At 72.6% G+C, this 17,278-nt stretch carries 17 protein-coding genes; 5 read left to right on the top strand and 12 right to left on the bottom strand.

Going from position 1 to position 17,278, the window contains the following annotated elements; all coding sequences use genetic code 11:
* Positions 1-37: 37 nt before the first annotated feature.
* From ACNYS0_RS29810 to ACNYS0_RS29785, 6 genes are all read right to left on the bottom strand, one after another.
* Positions 38-1,045 (bottom strand): 2Fe-2S iron-sulfur cluster-binding protein, encoded by a 1,008-nt coding sequence (locus tag ACNYS0_RS29810; protein ID WP_422477843.1) that lies wholly within the window; start codon positions 1,043-1,045, stop codon positions 38-40.
* Positions 1,032-1,235 (bottom strand): hypothetical protein, encoded by a 204-nt coding sequence (locus tag ACNYS0_RS29805; protein WP_422477841.1) that lies wholly within the window; start codon positions 1,233-1,235, stop codon positions 1,032-1,034. Before ACNYS0_RS29805 ends, ACNYS0_RS29810 begins: the two co-directional genes overlap by 14 nt.
* On the bottom strand, positions 1,232-2,398 hold the full coding sequence (locus tag ACNYS0_RS29800) for a 3-ketosteroid-9-alpha-monooxygenase, oxygenase component (RefSeq protein ID WP_422477839.1): 1,167 nt from the start codon (positions 2,396-2,398) through the stop codon (positions 1,232-1,234). The genes ACNYS0_RS29805 and ACNYS0_RS29800 overlap by 4 nt, the downstream gene beginning before the upstream one ends.
* A 6-nt stretch (positions 2,399-2,404) precedes the next feature.
* Positions 2,405-3,463 (bottom strand): 4-hydroxy-2-oxovalerate aldolase, encoded by a 1,059-nt coding sequence (gene dmpG / locus ACNYS0_RS29795; RefSeq protein ID WP_422477837.1) that lies wholly within the window; start codon positions 3,461-3,463, stop codon positions 2,405-2,407.
* Positions 3,460-4,368 carry an acetaldehyde dehydrogenase (acetylating) gene (locus ACNYS0_RS29790; protein WP_422477835.1) on the bottom strand — a complete coding sequence of 303 codons (909 nt, stop codon included), beginning with the start codon at positions 4,366-4,368 and terminating at the stop codon, positions 3,460-3,462. The genes dmpG and ACNYS0_RS29790 overlap by 4 nt, the downstream gene beginning before the upstream one ends.
* 62 nt (positions 4,369-4,430) lie before the next feature.
* Complete coding sequence (locus tag ACNYS0_RS29785) at positions 4,431-5,219, bottom strand: 2-keto-4-pentenoate hydratase (protein ID WP_422477833.1); 789 nt, start codon at positions 5,217-5,219, stop codon at positions 4,431-4,433.
* Positions 5,220-5,415: 196 nt separating this feature from the next.
* On the opposite strand from ACNYS0_RS29785, the gene ACNYS0_RS29780 reads away from it, so the two are divergent.
* Positions 5,416-7,017, top strand: a complete 1,602-nt coding sequence (locus tag ACNYS0_RS29780; RefSeq protein WP_422477831.1) for a flavin-containing monooxygenase — start codon at positions 5,416-5,418, stop codon at positions 7,015-7,017.
* Here ACNYS0_RS29780 and ACNYS0_RS29775 read toward each other — a convergent pair.
* From ACNYS0_RS29775 to ACNYS0_RS29750, 6 genes are all read right to left on the bottom strand, one after another.
* The gene (locus ACNYS0_RS29775; protein WP_422477829.1) at positions 7,007-7,939 is read right to left on the bottom strand and encodes an alpha/beta hydrolase; all 933 of its coding nucleotides are present in this window, start codon (positions 7,937-7,939) and stop codon (positions 7,007-7,009) included. The two genes, ACNYS0_RS29780 and ACNYS0_RS29775, sit on opposite strands and share 11 nt — an antisense overlap.
* The gene (locus tag ACNYS0_RS29770) at positions 7,936-8,727 is read right to left on the bottom strand and encodes an SDR family NAD(P)-dependent oxidoreductase (protein WP_422477827.1); all 792 of its coding nucleotides are present in this window, start codon (positions 8,725-8,727) and stop codon (positions 7,936-7,938) included. The genes ACNYS0_RS29775 and ACNYS0_RS29770 overlap by 4 nt, the downstream gene beginning before the upstream one ends.
* Positions 8,728-8,835: 108 nt before the next feature.
* Positions 8,836-10,407, bottom strand: coding sequence for an FAD-dependent oxidoreductase (locus ACNYS0_RS29765; RefSeq protein ID WP_422477825.1), 1,572 nt, complete (start codon positions 10,405-10,407; stop codon positions 8,836-8,838).
* A gap of 191 nt (positions 10,408-10,598) precedes the next feature.
* Complete coding sequence (locus tag ACNYS0_RS29760; protein WP_422477823.1) at positions 10,599-11,756, bottom strand: acetyl-CoA C-acetyltransferase; 1,158 nt, start codon at positions 11,754-11,756, stop codon at positions 10,599-10,601.
* Between the two features lie 22 nt (positions 11,757-11,778).
* Positions 11,779-12,372, bottom strand: coding sequence for a TetR/AcrR family transcriptional regulator (locus ACNYS0_RS29755; protein ID WP_422477821.1), 594 nt, complete (start codon positions 12,370-12,372; stop codon positions 11,779-11,781).
* A complete protein-coding gene (locus ACNYS0_RS29750) occupies positions 12,369-13,166 on the bottom strand; it encodes an SDR family oxidoreductase (protein WP_422477819.1) in 798 nt (265 codons plus the stop codon). The genes ACNYS0_RS29755 and ACNYS0_RS29750 overlap by 4 nt, the downstream gene beginning before the upstream one ends.
* A gap of 79 nt (positions 13,167-13,245) precedes the next feature.
* On the opposite strand from ACNYS0_RS29750, the gene ACNYS0_RS29745 reads away from it, so the two are divergent.
* The 4 genes from ACNYS0_RS29745 to ACNYS0_RS29730 all read left to right on the top strand — a co-directional run bounded on the left by ACNYS0_RS29745 (position 13,246) and on the right by ACNYS0_RS29730 (position 17,218).
* On the top strand, positions 13,246-14,127 hold the full coding sequence (locus tag ACNYS0_RS29745; RefSeq protein ID WP_422477817.1) for an enoyl-CoA hydratase: 882 nt from the start codon (positions 13,246-13,248) through the stop codon (positions 14,125-14,127).
* On the top strand, positions 14,124-15,263 hold the full coding sequence (locus ACNYS0_RS29740; protein WP_422477815.1) for an acyl-CoA dehydrogenase family protein: 1,140 nt from the start codon (positions 14,124-14,126) through the stop codon (positions 15,261-15,263). Before ACNYS0_RS29745 ends, ACNYS0_RS29740 begins: the two co-directional genes overlap by 4 nt.
* The gene (locus tag ACNYS0_RS29735; RefSeq protein WP_422477813.1) at positions 15,263-16,201 is read left to right on the top strand and encodes an acyl-CoA dehydrogenase family protein; all 939 of its coding nucleotides are present in this window, start codon (positions 15,263-15,265) and stop codon (positions 16,199-16,201) included. Before ACNYS0_RS29740 ends, ACNYS0_RS29735 begins: the two co-directional genes overlap by 1 nt.
* A 114-nt stretch (positions 16,202-16,315) precedes the next feature.
* The gene (locus ACNYS0_RS29730; RefSeq protein ID WP_422477811.1) at positions 16,316-17,218 is read left to right on the top strand and encodes a chitosanase; all 903 of its coding nucleotides are present in this window, start codon (positions 16,316-16,318) and stop codon (positions 17,216-17,218) included.
* Positions 17,219-17,278 lie beyond the last annotated feature (60 nt).

Here is a 17,278-nt window from a genome sequence, read left to right as displayed (position 1 = left end):
CTCCAGGTGTCCGGACGCTCGGCCGTCCGGACTTTCGTCAGTACTCGACCCGTACATGATCCGTCGTCGGCAGCGCCTGGCAGGCGAGCGTGTAGCCCTCGGCGAGGTCCTCCGCATCGAGGACCTCGTTGTGCCGCAGGGTCACCGTGCCCTCCACCACCCGGCATGCACAGGCCGCGCAGGCGCCCTCGCGGCACGAGTACGGGGCCGGGACGCCCGCCGCGAGGAGGGCGTCGAGGAGCGGGGTCCGCTCGTCGCCCGCCGCCTCGTGGGTCCGGCCGTACAGCTCGGCGGTGACCGTCACCGTGGACCCCACGGGGGCGGGCGCCTCGAACACGTCGCCGGACAGGGAGAAGTACCGCTCCCGGTGCACGGCGGACGCCCCCGCCTCGCGCAGCACGTCCTCGGCCCCGTCCATGAGCGGCTGCGGCCCGCACAGATAGGCGGTGCGGCCGGCCGCGAGCGGGGCGAGGAGCGCGCCGAGCGCGGCCCGGGTGGGCAGCCCCTGGAGGGTCTCCAGCCAGTGGACGAGGGCGAACCGGCCGGGGTGTTCCTCCGCGAGGCCCCACAGCGCGTCCCGGAAGATCACCGAGTCCTGGTCGCGGTTGGCGTAGACGAGGGTGACCGTGCCGGTGCCCGCGGCGAGCACGGAGCGGGCGATGGACAGGCACGGGGTGATGCCGCTGCCGCCCGCGAGCAGCAGCACGTCCTCGTCGAGGGACGCAGGGGTGAAGGTCCCGGCGGGCGGCAGGCACTCCAGTACGTCGCCGGGGCGCACCTCGTCGCACACCCACCCGGATCCCGCCCCGCCCGGCACCTTCTTCACGGTGACGCGCGGGGGCTCCCCGGTGTACGGGGAGGAGGCGAGGGAGTAGCAGCGGGCGCCGCCGCCGGGGATCCGCAGGGTGAGGAACTGGCCGGGCAGATACGGCAGTTCGGGGGCTTCGAGGACGAGGGACACCGCGTCGGCGGTCTCCCGTACGACCTCGGCGACGCGCAGGGTGAGCACGCCGGTGACGGGTTCGGCGAGGTCAGCGCTGGTCACGCCGGGTCACCTCCAGACGGCCCTCGTCGACGGCCCGGTCGATGGACGCGCGCAGCTGAGGACAGCCCTGCGCGCCGAGGTGCGGGCAGCCGGCCGACGCGGCGCGCGTCCACTGGATCTGAAGGTGGTGCGGGCTGTACTTCTCGCAGAGCACCTGGCCGCCGCAGGCGCCGCAGCCGACGGGCGTCATGCCCCGCCTCCGGTGATGTACGAGGTGACGCCGCCCGCCTTGAGGTTCCGCTCGGCCTCGGCGCGCCAGTTGTCGCCTGCGTGCCGGGTGTCCAGCTCGAACTCGAAGCGGTCGGTCATCTCGTCCTTGACGTCGGCGGCGTCGACGTAGAACTGCTCGTACCAGCGCCGCAGTTGATAGACCGGGCCGTCCTCCTCGGTGAGGAGCGGGTTGTCGATGCGGGTCTTGTTCTTCCAGATCTCGACGTCCTGCTCGAAGCCGACGGCCAGGCCCTCGCTGGTGACGCGGGCGGCCTCGGTGGCCTCCGCGTCGCTCATGCCGGGCAGCTTCTTGACCATGGCTCCGTACATGAGGACGAAGCGGTCCGGGCCCACCGGGTAGTGGCAGTTGATGAGGACCGTCTCCATCTCGGTGCCGGGTGCCACCTCCGCGTACAGCCAGTCGATCATGTACGAGGGGCCGAAGTAGGAGGCCTCGGAGCGCAGGCCGCCGGAGGCGGAGAGGGTGCCGAGGTCGACGTCGGGGCGCGGCTCCGACCTCATGTACTGGGTGGCGACGTGGCCCTCGAAGACGTTCTTGAAGAACACCGGGAACGAGTAGTGCACGTAGTAGAAGTGCGCCATGTCGACGACGTTGTCGACGATCTCGCGGCAGTTGGTGTCGATGGTGACGGCGTTCCACTGCCAGTCCGACCACAGCTCCCGCTCCTCCAACGGGCCGTGGATTCCGGCGAGTTCGGGAATGTCCTGCTCGGGCGGGGGCGGGTTGCCCTCGGGGTCGTGCCAGACGAAGAGCTGCTTGTTGCGCTCCAGGGCATGCCAGGTGCGGGTCTTGGCGCGCGGTGGGACGCGGCGGGCGTAGGGGATCTCGCGGCAGCGGCCGTTGCCGCCCCAGCGCCAGTCGTGGAAGGGGCAGGCGAGGGTGTCGCCCTTGACGGTGCCGTGGGCGAGGTTGCCGCCCATGTGGGGGCAGAAGGCGTTGAGGACGTGGAGCTCGTGGTCCTCGGCGCCCTCGAAGACGACGAGGGTGGTGCCGAACGCCTGGACCTCGTGCGGTTTTCCGTCGCGGAAGTCGGCGGCGAGGCCGATGCAGTGCCAGCCGCGGGCGAAGCGGGTGGGGGCGGCGCCGGAGTCGATGACACGTACGTCAGGGGTGGTCGTCATGGCGCATCAGGCTTTCTGTGAAGGATTCGACAGAGCGACGGCGATGTCGATGAGCTGGTCCTCCTGGCCGCCGACGAGCCCGCGGCGGCCGGCCTCCAGGAGGATGTCGGTGGCGCTGACCTCGTAGTGGGCGGCCTGGCGTTCGGCGTGCTTGAGGAACGAGGAGTACAGGCCCGCGTAGCCGATGAGCAGGGAGTTGCGGTCGAGGAGGCACTCGTCGGCCATGATCGGGCGGATCTCGTCCTCGGCCGCGTCGATGATCTTCAGTACGTCGATGCCGGTGCGCCAGCCGGAGCGTTCGGCGACCGCGGCCCAGGCCTCGGTCGGGGTGTTGCCCGCGCCCGCGCCGAAGCGCCGGGTGGAGGCGTCGATCTGGCGGGCGCCCGCGCGGACGGCGGCGATGGAGTTGCCGACGCCGAGGCCCAGGTTCTCGTGGCCGTGGAAGCCGACCTGCGCGTCGTCGCCCAGTTCGGCGACGAGCGCGGAGACGCGGTCGGTGACGCCTTCCATCAGGAGCGCGCCCGCGGAGTCGACGACGTACACGCACTGGCAGCCCGCGTCGGCCATGATCCGGGCCTGCTTCGCGAGGGCCTCCGGGGTGCTGGAGTGGGCCATCATCAGGAAGCCGACGGTCTCCAGGCCCCTCTCGCGGGCGAGCCGGAAGTGCTGCTCGCTGACGTCGGCCTCGGTGCAGTGGGTGGCGACGCGGCAGATCGCGGCGCCGTTCCCGTGGGCCTCGCGGATGTCGTCCTTGGTGCCGAGGCCGGGGAGCATCAGGAAGGCGATGCGCGCGTTGGTCGCCGCGTCGGCGGCCGTCTTGATGAGCTCCTGCTCGGGGGTGTGCGAGAAGCCGTAGTTGAAGGAGGAGCCGCCGAGCCCGTCGCCGTGGGTGACCTCGATGACGGGCACTCCGGCCGCGTCGAGGGCGCCGACCACCGTGCGCACCTGGTCGGTGGTGAACTGGTGGCGGTGGGCGTGCGAGCCGTCGCGGCAGAAGGAGTCCGTGACGCGGATGTCCAGGTCGGCCGAGTAGGGCTTGTCCAACGTGCGGGTGGTGCTGGTCACTTGGTGGCCCCCTTCAGCTGCTGCTTCGCGAACTCCTCGCCGACCCTGGTCGCGGCGGCGGTCATGATGTCGAGGTTCCCTGCGTACGGCGGCAGGAAGTCGCCCGCGCCCTCGACCTCAAGGAACAGGGCGACGCGGGCCATGCCGCCGTTCTCGGGGCGGGCCACGTCGAACTGCGGCTCCGCGCGCAGCCGGTAGCCGGGCACGTACGCGGCGACCTGGGCGGCGACCTCCTCGACGCTGCGCACGATCGCCTCGTGGTCGGCGTCCTCGGGGATGGCGCAGAAGACGGTGTCGCGCATGATGACGGGCGGCTCCGCGGGGTTGAGGATGATGATCGCCTTGCCGCGCTCGGCGCCGCCGATGTCCTCGATGCCGCGCGAGGTGGTGCGGGTGAACTCGTCGATGTTCTGCCGGGTGCCGGGCCCCGCGGAGATGGAGGCGACGGACGCCACGATCTCCGCGTACCGCACCGGGACGACCCGGGACACCGCGTACACCATGGGGATGGTGGCCTGGCCGCCGCAGGTGACCATGTTGACGTTGTCGGCGGCGAGGTGGGCGGTGAGGTTGGCGGGCGGGACGACGCCGGGGCCGACGGCGGCCGGGGTGAGGTCGATCGCCCTGATGCCGGCTTCCTTGTAGCGGGGCGCGTTGGCCGCGTGCACGTACGCGCTGGTCGCCTCGAAGACGAGGTCGGGGAGTTCGTCCCGCGCGAGCAGCCGGTCGACGCCCTCGTGGGTGGCGTCGAGCCCGGCGGCGCGGGCCTTGGCGAGGCCCTCGCTCGACGGGTCGACGCCGACCATCCAGCGCGGCTCGATGTGCTCGGAGCGCAGCAGTTTGTAGAGGAGGTCGGTTCCGATGTTGCCGGAGCCGACGATGGCGGCGGTCGCCTTCTTCGTCATACGGGGCCTCACTTGATTCACTTGATTCACTTGGCTCATTCGGCTCACTCGGCTCACTCGGCTCACTCGGTGAACGTCAGGGACACCGGGCCGAGCCCGGTGAAGTCGGCGGTGTAGGTGCGGCCGGGCGCCACGTCGACGGCCCGCGTGCACGAGCCGGGCAGGATCAGGTGCCCGGCCTCCAGGCGCACCCCGAACCGGGCGACCGTGCGGGCGAGCCAGGCGACGGACTCGGCGGGGTCGCCGAGCACGGCGTCGCCGCGTCCGGAGGCGAGCGCCGTACCGGTGTCGTCGCTGAGGTGCGCCTCCACGTCCTTGAGGTCGAGGTCGCCGATCGGCCGGCCGGCCCCGGTCACGTATCCGGCCGACGAGGCGTTGTCCGCGATGGTGTCGGCGATGGCGATGCGCCAGTCCGCGATCCGGGAGTCGATCAACTCCAGGGCGGGGACGACGCGTTCGGTGGCGGCGCGGACGTCGGCGGCGGTGCACCCTTCGCCGGGCAGCGCGGCGCCCAGTACGAAGCCGATCTCGACCTCGACGCGCGGCGCGCAGTACCGGCCGACCGGCACCGGGGTGTCCTCGGCCAGCTCCATCGTGGACAGGAGGTGGCCGTAGTCGGGTTCGTCGACGCCCATCATCCGCTGCATCACGGGCGACGACAGGCCGACCTTGTGACCGCGGACGGTCTCGCCCGCGGCAAGCCGGTCGCGGATGCCGATGAGCTGGATCTCGTAGGCGTCGACGGCGGTGATGCCGTCGAGGGTCTCGGTCAACGGACGGATCGGCGAGCGCGCGGACTCCGCCGCGGCCAGCGCCTCGGCGGCCTTGCGCCGCTCGGCTTCCGTGAGCATCGGGCCCGCTCCTCGCTGCTGGGTTGCTCGGGTGCGGTGACCGTAGGCGGCGCGCGAGTACGGCGGCGACGGCCTGTTCCCGGTGAGCGGGAAGCCGTGGCTGACCGGGTGGCGGCGGCTCTGCGAGCCTCCCCGGCGTGACCGGGTTCCCACAGGAGGGCACGCCGGACGACCACCCACGACCCTAAGGACCGCCATGCCCGAACAGGTGGATGTCGTCATCGTCGGCGCCGGGTTCTCCGGCCTCTACGCCGCGTACCGGATGCGTGAACTCGGCCTGAGCGTCGCCGGGTTCGAGCGCGGCGCGGACGTCGGCGGGGTCTGGTACTGGAACCGGTACCCGGGCGCCCGCTGCGACGTGGAGTCCGTCGACTACTCGTACTCCTTCGACGAGGACCTGGAGCAGGAGTGGGACTGGTCGGAGAAGTACGCGACGCAGCCCGAGATCCTGCGCTACGTGGAGCACGTCGCCGAACGCCACGACCTGCGGCGGCACTTCACCTTCGGCACGTCCGTGGTCGCCGCCGAGCTGGACGAGGAGCGGCTGCGCTGGACGGTGCGCACGGACGGCGGCCAGGAGGTCGAGGCGCGTTACGTGCTGTTCGGCGTCGGCTGCCTGTCCGCCACCCACCTCCCCGAGATCGAGGGCATCGCCGACTTCACCGGGGCCTCGTACCACACGGGTGAATGGCCGCACGAGGGCGTGGACTTCACCGGGCTGCGGGTCGGCGTCATCGGCACGGGCTCGTCCGGCATCCAGTCGATTCCCGAAATCGCGCGCCAGGCAGCGGATTTGACGGTGTTTCAGCGCAGCGCCAACTACTCGATCCCGGCGGGGAACAAGCCGCTGAGCGACGAGGACCGTGCCGCGCAGAAGGCGGGCTACGCCGAGCGGCGCCGCCTCGCCCGCCTGTCCGGCGGCGGCTCCCCGCACATGGCGCACCCGCTGAAGACGCTGGAGGCCTCGCCCGACGAGCGCAGGGCCGCGTTCGAGGAGCGCTGGGAGCTGGGCGGCGTGCTGTACTCGAAGACGTTCCCCGACCAGCTCACCGACCGCGCGGCCAACGACGAGGCGCGCCGGTTCTGGGAGGAGAAGGTGCGCGCGGAGATCGCCGACCCGGCGGTCGCCGAGAAGCTCGTCCCCACCGACCACCCCATCGGCACCAAGCGGATCGTCACGGACGACGGCTACTTCGCGACGTACAACCGCGACAACGTGCACCTGGTGAACCTGCGCGCCAACCCGATCGAGCGGGTGGAGGCGGACGGCATCCGCCTCGCGGACGGCACGCTCACCGAACTCGACGTGATCGTGTACGCGACCGGCTTCGACGCGATGACCGGCTCCCTCGACCGGATCTCGGTGACCGGCCGGGGCGGGCGCACCCTGAAGGAGGCGTGGGCGGCGGGCCCGCGCACGTACCTCGGGCTCGGGGTGGACGGCTTCCCGAACCTCTTCAACCTCGCGGGCCCCGGCTCGCCGTCCGTCCTCGCCAACATGATCCTCTGCGGCGAGCAGCACACCGACTGGATCGCCGGGCTGCTCGGGTATCTGCGCGAGGGCGGCTACGCGGGCGTGGAGGCGCGCCCCGAGGCCGTGGACGCGTGGGTGGACGAGTGCCGGGAGCGGGCGGACGGCACGCTGATGACGGCGGCGGACTCCTGGTACCTCGGCGCCAACATCCCGGGAAAGCCGCGGGTGTTCATGCCGTTCGTCGGCGGCTTCGGGGTGTACGGCGACATCATCGAGAAGGTCGCGGCGGCCGGGTACCTGGGGTTCGAGCTGCTCAGCGAGTGAGGTTCGCCAGGTCGGCGAAGGCGGCCGCGCAGGCCGCCTTCGCCTCGGGCAGAGCGGCCTGGCCGCCCATCGTCATGAAGCCGTGGAACGCCTCGTCGTAGCAGTGGTACCGCGTGGGCACCCCGGCCGCGGTCAGGAGTTGCGCGTAGCGCCGGCCCTCGTCGCGCAGCGGGTCGAGCCCGGCGGTGACGACGAACGCGGGCGGCAGTCCGTCGAGCCGCTCCGCGGCGAGAGGGGTGGCGCGGGGGTCGCGGGCGTCCTCGGGGCGGGGCAGGTACTGCTGCCAGTACCAGCGCAGATGGTCGGCGGTGACGAAGTACCCGTGCGCGTTCTCCTCGTACGAGGCCGAGGAGCGCTCCGGGTCCAGCATCGGGTAGTAGAGGTGCTGGGCGGCGAGGGCGGGGCCGCCGCGCTCCCGGGCGAGCAGCGCGGTGACCGCGGCGAGCGTGCCGCCCGCGCTGTCGCCCGCGACGACGAGGGGCCGGCCCGGGTGGGTCCTCGCGGCCCACAGGAGCGCGGTGTAGGCGTCCTCGGGTGCGGCGGGGAAGGGGTGTTCGGGCGCGAGCCGGTAGTCGACGGACACGACCGAGGAGCCGGTGGCGGCCGCGAGTTCGCGGCAGAACCCGTCGTGCGAGTCGAGGGAGCACAGCGCCATGCCGCCGCCGTGGAAGAAGACGACGACCGGCGCGTTCCCGGCCTCGCCCGCGGGGTCGTAGACCCGCACGGGCACGCCGTCGGCGTCCTGGTCGAGCACTCGGTGCAGCGCGGGGAGCCGGGGCGGGGGCGGGGCGGGGCGTTCCGCGAAGTACGTGCGTACGTCGCGGATGTCGGTGAACTCGGTGCCGAGGGCCGGGAAGTTGGCGGTGCAGGCGTCGATGAGGGCCTGCACGTCGGGGCGGGGGCGGCGGCCGTTCGGGGTCACTGTCCGCCTCCCTCTCCCCGCCCGCGCCGGGCGAACACCGGCATCCGTCCGGCCGACGCGCCGCCGTCCGCGGCGACCTCGGCACCGGTGAGGTAGGAGGCGTCGTCGGAGGCGAGGAACGCGACGAGCCGGGCGACCTCCTCGGGCCTGCCGATGCGGCCGAGCGCGGCGGCCGGGTGCTCGGTGGTGCCGAGGTGGGCGGTCATCGCCGTGTCGATGGCGCCGGGGAAGACGGCGTTGACGCGGATCCCGTCGCCGCCGAGTTCGAGGGCGGCGGTCCGGCTCAGGCCGCGCAGCCCCCACTTCGCGGCCCCGTACGAGCCGTGCCCCCAGATGCCCTGGACCCCGGCCTGCGAGGAGATGTTGACGATCGCCCCGCCACGCTCCCCCGCCCGCATGGCGGGAACGACGGCCTGGAGCCCCAGGAACGGCCCGACGAGGTCGACCTTGAGGATCCGCTCCAGCTGGGCCGGGTCCTCGTCGACGATGGGCGAGGTCGTGTAGATGGCGGCGTTGTTGACGAGGACGTCGAGCCGGCCGTACGTCCCGGTGGCGACGCGGACGGCGTCCGCCCAGGACGCGGCGTCGGTGACATCGAGGCGCACGAAACACGCGGCGCCGTCCCCCAGGTCATCGGCGACCTTCTCCCCCTCCGCCACGAGTACGTCCCCGAGCACGACCCTCGCCCCGCGTGCCACCAGCTCGCGGGCGATGGCCTCCCCCATCCCCCGCGCCGCGCCGGTCACCAGGGCGACCTTCCCGTCCAGTTGTCCCTCACGTCCACTCATCGCCGTACGCCTCCCACTCGGTTCCTGCCCGGCCCTTCCGCCTTGCTCGGCGCGGGGGCGGGGCCGGGCCCGACGGCCCACCCCCGCCCCCACCCGTACGCCCCGAGGTCACCCGCCCCCGGCCATCCGCTTCGCCGCCCGGTGGCCGAAGACCATTCCCGTGCCGATGGGGGCGCCGGGGCCCGGGTACACCGCCCCCGTCACGTTCGCCGCCGTGTTCCCCACCGCGTACAGGCCCTCGATCACGGAGCCGTCCGCGCGCAGCACCCGCGCGTCCACGTCCGTGCCGACCCCGCCCTTCGTGCCCAGGTCGCCGAGGACCATCCGCACCGCGTGGAACGAGCCGGAGGACAGCGGCAGCAGGCACGGGTTGGGCGCGCCCTCCTCGCCCTCGCCCGCGAAGAACCGGTCGTAGGGGTCGTCGCCGCGGCCGAACTCCGGGTCGTGTCCCTTCTCGGCGTACTCGTTGAAGGTCTCGACCGTGGCGGCGAGGCCCTCCGCCGGCACCCCGATCGCCTCGGCGAGCGCCTCCACGGAGTCCGCGCTGTGCCAGACCCCGGCCGCCTCGAACGACTCGCGGTCGACGGGGACGAGGACGATGCCGGGCGGCTCCTCGCCGTGCCGCGCGTCCCACACCCACCACACGGGGCGGTCCGGCGCGTCCCCGGCGCCCGCCGCGATCATGGCCCGGCCCATCCGGTCGTAGGACAGGCACTCGTTGGCGAACCGGCGGCCCTCGGCGTCGACGAAGACGCCGCCGCGGAAGCCGAGCGCGAACGCCGCGCCGCCGTCGGGGAAGAGCACGGACGGGCACCACCAGCTCTCGCCGAGCAGCGACGTCGCCGCGCCGAGCCCCTGGGCGGCCCGCAGCGCGTCCCCCGTGCCGCCGCCCTCGGGCCCCATCGTCCAGTCGGCCCCCGGCCCGTTGCCCCAGGCGCGGCGCAGCTCGGCGTTCCGCTCGTAGCCGCCCGCGGCGAGCAGCACGCCGCGCCGGGCCCGGACCGCGACCGTGCGGCCCTGCGCGTCGCGCACCTCGGCCCCGACGACGCGCCCGTCCTCGTCCTGCACGAGCCCGGTGAACGCGGTGCGCGTCCGCGCCCGCCCGCCGGCCGACTCCAGCGCCAGCAGCAGCCGGCCGATCAGCGCGCGGCCGTCCTCCAGCGCCCCCTCGGGCGCCGGCACGCCGAGCCGCTCGCTCCAGGCGGGCGGACGGACGGCGTCGAGCAGCGGCTGCTCGCCCGCGGGCCGCTCCAGGGCGACCGGGAAGACGCCGCGTCCCGCGTCGAAGCGGCCGGGTCCCGGGTAGTAGTCGGGGAACGGCCGGTACTCGAACCGCAGGAACGCGTTGCGCTCCAGGAACTCGACGGTGGGTCCGGCCCCGTCGAGGTACGCGTCCTGCATCTCGTGCGGCGTCGAGTCGCCGACCAGGGACCGGAAGTAGGCGCGGGCCAGGTCGGCGCTGTCCTCGACGCCCGCGCGGGCCTGCGCCTGGTTGCCGGGCAGCCACAGGCAGGCCCCGGCGTACGCGGTCGTCCCGCCGAAGTACTCGGTCTTCTCGACGACGAGGGTGTCGAGGCCGCGCGCGGCGGCGCTGTACGCGCCGGTGAGGGCGGCGCCGCCGGAACCGACGACCAGCACGTCGACCGTCTCGTCCCACTCCACAACAGCGTTACTGCTCACAGCGTCTCGCTCCTCTCGTACCACTGGGAAAGGACGGCGAGCGTGTCGCCGGGCTCGGGAGGAACAGGAGTACGGGTCATGCCCTCAGCCTGTCCGCACCTCACCCGGCGCTCCACCGCCGGTTCCCGCTCAGCGGGATGCTGCGGCCCCGGCGGGGGTTTTCACAGACGTTCAGAGGCGTTCACAGACGTTCAGAGGCGCTCGATGATCGTGACGTTGGCCTGGCCGCCGCCCTCGCACATCGTCTGGAGGCCGAACCGGCCGCCGGTGCGCTCCAGTTCGTGCAGCAGGGTCGTCATCAGCTTGCTGCCGGTGGCGCCGAGGGGGTGGCCGAGGGCGATGGCGCCGCCGTTCACATTGACCTTCTCGGGGTCGGTGCCGGTCTCCTTGAGCCAGGCGAGGACGACCGGCGCGAAGGCCTCGTTGATCTCGACGAGGTCGATGTCGTCCATGCTCAGGCCGGTCTTCTTCAGCGCGTACGCGGTCGCGGGGATGGGCGCGGACAGCATCCGGATGGGGTCCTCGCCGCGTACGGACAGGTGGTGGATGCGGGCCCTGGGCGTCAACCCGTGTTCCCGTACGGCCTGTTCGGAGGCGAGGAGCATGGCCGCCGCGCCGTCCGAGACCTGCGAGGAGCAGGCGGCGGTGATGGTGCCGCCCTCGACGACGGGGTTCAGGCCCGCCATCTTCTCCAGGGTGGTGTCCCGGCGCGGGCCCTCGTCGACGGTGACGTCCCCGTAGGCGACGGTCTCCTTCGCGAACCGGCCCTCGTCGATGGCGCGCAGTGCCCGCTGGTGGGACTGGAGCGCCCACCGCTCCTGGTCCTGCCGCGTGATGCCCCACTTCTCGGCGATCAGTTCCGCGCCGTGGAACTGGTTGACGGGCGCGTCGCCGTAGCGGGCACGCCAGCCCTCGCTGCCCAGGAAGGGGCCCTCGGTGAGGCCGAGGGGTTCGGCGGCCTGCCGGGAGGCGAAGGCGATGGGGATCATCGACATGTTCTGGGTGCCGCCCGCGACGACGAGGTCCTGGGTGCCGGAGAGCACGCCCTGCGCCGCGAAGTGGATCGCCTGCTGGGAGGAGCCGCACTGCCGGTCGACGGTGACGCCCGGCACCTCCTCGGGAAGCCCCGCGGCGAGCCAGCAGGTGCGGGCGATGTCGCCGGCCTGCGGCCCGACGGTGTCGAGGCAGCCGAAGACGACGTCCTCGACGGCGGCCGGGTCGATGCCGCTGCGCGCGACGAGCTCCTTCAGGACGTGGGCGCCCAGGTCGGCGGGGTGGACGGCGCTGAGCCCGCCCTTGCGCCGCCCGACGGGGGTGCGGACCGCATCGACGATGTAGGCCTCGGCCATGACGCATCAACTCCAGTCTCTTCTAAAGATGGTGGGGCTTGGCTATCCCGTCGAGCACCATCGCCAGGTACTCGCGGGCGATCTCCTCGGGGCTGTGTCTGCCGTCCGGCCGGTACCAGGAGGCGGCGACCCACACGGTGTCGCGCACGAACCGGTAGGTGAGCCGGATGTCGAGGTCGGCGCGGAACGATCCGGCGGCCACCCCTTCCTTCAGGGTGGTCAGCCAGGTCTGCTCGAACTTGCGCTGCGAGGCGGCGAGGAACGCGAACCGCTCCCGGGCCGCGAGCGCCTTCGACTCCTTCTGGTAGATGGCGACGGCGGGGCCGTGCCGGTCGATCTCCCGGAACGACTCGGTGACCAGGGCCCGCATCGTCTCGCGCGGATCGTGTCCGGCGGCGAGCACCGTGTCGTAGCGGCCCCACAGCTCGTCGAGGAAGCCGCGCAGGATCTCCTCGACGATCGAGTCCTTGGAGTCGAAGTGGTAGTAGAGGCTGCCCGCGAGCATCCCCGCGGCGTCGGCGATCCGGCGCACGGTGGTGGCGTCGTAGCCCTGCTCCGCGAACACCTCGGCCGCCGTGGCGAGGAGTTCGCGGCGCCGCTCGGGCGAGGGGCTCATGCGCGCTGGCTGCTGACGGAGACGGTCTCGCCGGTCATGTACGAGGAGTATCCGGAGGCGAGGAAGACCATCACGTTGGCCACCTCCCAGGGCTCCGCGTAGCGGCCGAAGGCCTCCTTCTCGGTCAGCTCGGCGAGCAGCTCCTCGGACGTGACCTTGACGAGGTGGGGGTGCATGGCGAGGCTCGGCGCCACCGCGTTGACCCGCACGCCGTACTCGGCGGCCTCTATCGCCGCTGTCCTGGTCAGGGCCATCACTGCGGCCTTGGCGGCGGCGTAGTGCGCCTGTCCGGCCTGGGCGCGCCAGCCGATGACGGACGCGTTGTTGACGATCGCGCCGCCGCGGCCGGTGTCGCGGAAGGCGCGCAGGGCGGCCCGGACGCACCGGAACGTCCCGTTCAAGGTCACGTCCAGGACCTTGGTCCACTGCTCGTCGGTCATGTCGACGAGTGCCGAAGTACCGCCGAGACCGGCGTTGTTGACGACGATGTCGAGTCCGCCGTGCCGCTCGGCGGTGTGCGCGAACAGGGCCTGCACCTGCTCCTCGTCGGTCACGTCGCAGGCGAGCGCGGAGACCCGCTCGGCTCCGAACTCGGCGGCGAGGGCCGCTTCGCTCTCCTTGAGGCGCCGCGCGTGCGCGTCGCTGATGACGACGCGGGCGCCCTCCTCCAGGAAGCGGCGCGCGGTGGCACCGCCGATCCCGGCGCCCGCGGCCGCGGTGATGACGGCGCCGCGCCCGTCGAGCAGCTGGTGGCCGGGGACGTATCCGGGAGCCGTGGACGTCACCGAACTCATACGCGCACCTCTTTCGGGTCGACGCTGTCCATGCTCATAAGCTAACCTACCAAACACTTGTTAGGGAAGGATGTATCCGATGCCAGCAGCGCAGTCCGCCGGGGCCGCCCCCGACACCGGTCCCGACACCCCCGTCCTGTACGAGGTCAGGGGCCGGGTCGCGCACGTGACGATGAACCGGCCGAAGTACCGCAACGCGCAGAACTCGGCGATGACGTACGCCCTGGACTCCGCCTTCTACCGGGCCGCCGAGGACGAGGACGTGAAGGTGGTCGTGCTCGCGGGCGCGGGCGAGCACTTCTCGGCGGGGCACGACATCGGGACACCGGAGCGGGACGCGCACCTGCCGTTCGAGCGCCGGGCCGGGCTGTGGTGGGACCACTCCGACAAGCGGGGCGCCGAGTCGCGGTTCGCGCGCGAGTCGGAGGTGTATCTGGGCATGTGCCGGCGCTGGCGCGAGCTGCCGAAGCCGGTGATCGCCTCGGTGCAGGGGGCGTGCGTGGCGGGCGGGTTGATGCTCGCCTGGATCTGCGACCTGATCGTGGCGAGCGAGGACGCGTTCTTCGCCGACCCGGTCGTCCGGATGGGGATACCGGGCGTCGAGTACTTCGCGCACCCGTGGGCGATGCCGCCGCGGATCGCCAAGGAGTTCCTGTTCACCGGCGAGCGGATGAGCGCGCGCAGGGCGCACGAGGTGGGGATGGTCAACAGGGTGGTGCCCCGGGACGAGTTGGCCGCCGCCACGTACGACCTGGCGGACCGGGTGGGCGAGATGCCGCGGCTCGGGCTCGCGCTGACCAAGCGCGCGGTGAACCAGGCGGAGGACCTCCAGGGCCTGCACGCGGGCATGGACTCGGTGTTCGGCCTGCACCACCTGGCGCACGCGCACAACGCGGAGACGGCCGCGGACTCCCTCGGCGGCATGGACGTACGCGCGATGAAGGAGGCGGGCAGCCGATGAACCTGGACCTCACGCCGGAGGAGGACGCGTTCCGGGAGGAGGCGCGGACATGGCTGGCCGCACATGTGCCTTCTGATCCCCTGCCGTCGCTGGAGACCGCCGAGGGCTTCGCGGCGCACCGCGCGTGGGAGGCGGAGCTGTCCGCGGACCGCTGGTCGGTCGTCTCGTGGCCCGAGGAGTTCGGCGGCCGCGGCGTGGACATCTTCAAGTGGCTGATCTTCGAGGAGGAGTACTACGCGGCGGGGGCCCCGGGCCGCGTCTCCCAGAACGGCATCAACCTCCTCGCCCCGACCCTCTTCGACCACGCCACGGACGAGCAGCGGGCGCGCGTGCTGCCGTCGATGGCGAGCGGCGAGGTGATCTGGGCGCAGGCGTGGTCGGAACCGGAGGCCGGGTCGGACCTGGCCTCCCTCCGCTCGCGGGCGATCCGCACGGACGGCGGCTGGCTCCTGCGCGGCCAGAAGACCTGGTCCTCACGGGCGGCGTTCGCCGACCGGGCCTTCGGCATCTTCCGCACGGACCCGGAGGCGGCCAAGCCGCACCACGGGCTGACCTACCTGATGTTCGACCTGCGCGCGCCGGGCGTCACGGTCCGCCCGATCGGCCGCATCGACGGCAAGCCGGCCTTCGCCGAGCTGTTCCTTGACGACGTGTTCGTGCCGGACGAGGACGTGATCGGCGAGGTGGGCAACGGCTGGCGGATCGCGATGTCGACGACGGGGAACGAGCGGGGGCTGATGCTCCGCTCCCCCGGTCGCTTCCTCGCCGCGTCCGACCGGCTGCTCGGGCTGTGGCGGGAGCGCGGCGCGGATCCGGCACTGCGGGACCGGGTGGCGGACGCGGTGGTCGGGGCGCGCGCGTACCAGCTGTTCACGTACGGCAACGCGTCGCGGTTCGCGGCGGGCGAGACGATCGGGGCCGAGTCGAGCCTGAACAAGGTGTTCTGGTCGGAGTACGACATCGCCTTGCACGAGACGGCGCTCGATCTGCTGGGCGCACAGGGCGAGTTGACCGGCGGGGAGTGGGCGGAGGGCTACGTGTTCTCGCTCGCGGGTCCCATCTACGCCGGTACGAACGAGATCCAGCGCGACATCATCGCCGAGCGGCTGCTCGGCCTGCCGAAGGGACGCCGCTGATGAGGTTCCTCCTGGACGCGGAGCAGGCCGAGTTCGGCCGCACGCTCGACCGGATGCTCTCGGCGGCGGACACGCCGTCGGCGATACGGGCGTGGGCGCGCGGCGACGCGGGCCCCGGGCGGGCGCTGTGGGGGCGGCTCGCGGAGGCGGGGGTGTTCGCGCTCGCCGTCCCGGAGGCGTACGAGGGGGTGGGCCCGCTGCCGGTGGAACTGGCGGTTTCGTACGTGGAGTTGGGCCGCCACGCGGTGCCGGGCCCGGTCGTGGAGAGCGCGGCGGTGGCGACACTGCTGAGCGGTTCGGAGGCCGCGAAGGAGTGGCTGCCCCGGATCGCGGCGGGAGACGTGCTGGTCACGTTGGCCTCCGGGCCTTGGGCGCTGGACGCCGACTCGGCGGACGGGGTGTTCGTGGTGGACGGCGACGAGGTGCGGCTCGCTGCGGGGCACGGTCCGCTGCGGGAGTCGGCGGATCCGGCGCGACGCCTGTTCGTCCCGGACGAGGGCGGCGAGGTCGTGGCGCGCGGCGCGCGGGTCCGGGAGGCGGTGGACATGGCGTCGTTCCTGACGGCGGCGCAGTCGCTCGGCGTGGGCCTTGAACTGCTGCGTCGCACGGTCGAGTACGTGAAGCAGCGCGAACAGTTCGGGGTCGCGGTCGGCTCCTTCCAGGCGGTGAAGCATCGCCTGGCGGACGCGCTGGTGGGCCTGGAGTTCGCGCGCCCGCTGCTCTTCGGGGCGGCGCTCACGATGAGGCCGTCCGACATCGCGGCGGCGAAACTGGCGACCGGCGAGGCGGCCTACGCGGCGGCCCGCGCGGCCCTCCAACTCCACGGCGCGGTGGGCTACACGGAGGAGCTGGACCTGTCCCTGTGGCTCCGCAAGGCCCGCCCATTGAGGGACGCGTGGGGCACACCTGCGGCGTGCCGAAGCCAGATCGTGGCGTAGGCCGACGCTCCCGGAGGTGAGCGGGGCAAATCGAGCCCCGCCGGCGATTGAGGCGCGGGGGCCGGGGTGGAGCCCCGAGGCCGCAACGCCGGTGCCCGGTCTAATCTGACCCGCATGAAACGCGCGGGCTGTCTGCTCCTCTCCTTCCTGGCCGTGGCCCCCGTGGCCACCGCCGCCGTGTACCTCCTGTCACCGGACGACTCACCGGAGGGAAAGGGCCCCCGCCCCACCGCCTCCGCCCCGGCCCGCCCCGGCGACCGGTCGGAAGCGGAGCGCAAGGCCGACGACAAGATGATCGCGAGCCTGCCGCCCGGTCTCGCCGCCCCGGAGAAGAAGGACCTGGCGCAGCGGATCGTCGCCAGCGCCGAGAACTCGACGCTCGACTGGCGCGGCCAGTACGGCTACATCGAGGACATCGACGACGGCCAGGGCTACACGGCGGGCATCATCGGCTTCTGCACCGGCACCCACGACCTGTTGACTTTGGTCGAGCGCTACACGAAGGCCCACCCGGACAACGGCCTGGCCCGCTACCTCCCCGCCCTGCGCGAGGTCGACGGCACGGACTCCCACGAGGGTCTCGACCCCGGCTTCACCGCGGCGTGGAAGAAGGAGGCCACGCACAAGGCCTTCAGGGACATCCAGGAGAAGGAGCGCGACCACAGCTACTTCGACCCGGCGGTCCGCCTCGCCAAGCTCGACGGCCTGGGCACGCTCGGCCAGTTCATCTACTACGACGCGATGGTCATGCACGGCCCCGGCACGGGACCGTACGGCTTCTACGGCCTGCGCGATGCGGCCCTCAAGGAGGCCGACACCCCGTCGCAGGGCGGCAAGGAGAAGGCGTACCTGGACATCTTCCTGGACCAGCGCCGCAAGGCCATGAAGTCCAAGACCCCCGACCGCGACACGACCCGCATCGACACGGCCCAGCGTCAGTTCCTCTACGACGGCAACCTGTCGCTCAAGACCCCGCTGACGTGGAAGGTCTACGGCGAGACGTTCCACATCGACTGACCCGGCCACCACGCACCGCGACGCCCGCCCAGGCGTCCGGTCGGGGACTGTAGGGCGAGC

It is taken from the genome of Streptomyces anthophorae (assembly GCF_049310305.1).
Taxonomy (GTDB): domain Bacteria; phylum Actinomycetota; class Actinomycetes; order Streptomycetales; family Streptomycetaceae; genus Streptomyces.
The sequence above is the reverse complement of the archived record's forward strand: the minus strand, read 5'-3'. Positions and strand labels throughout refer to the sequence as shown.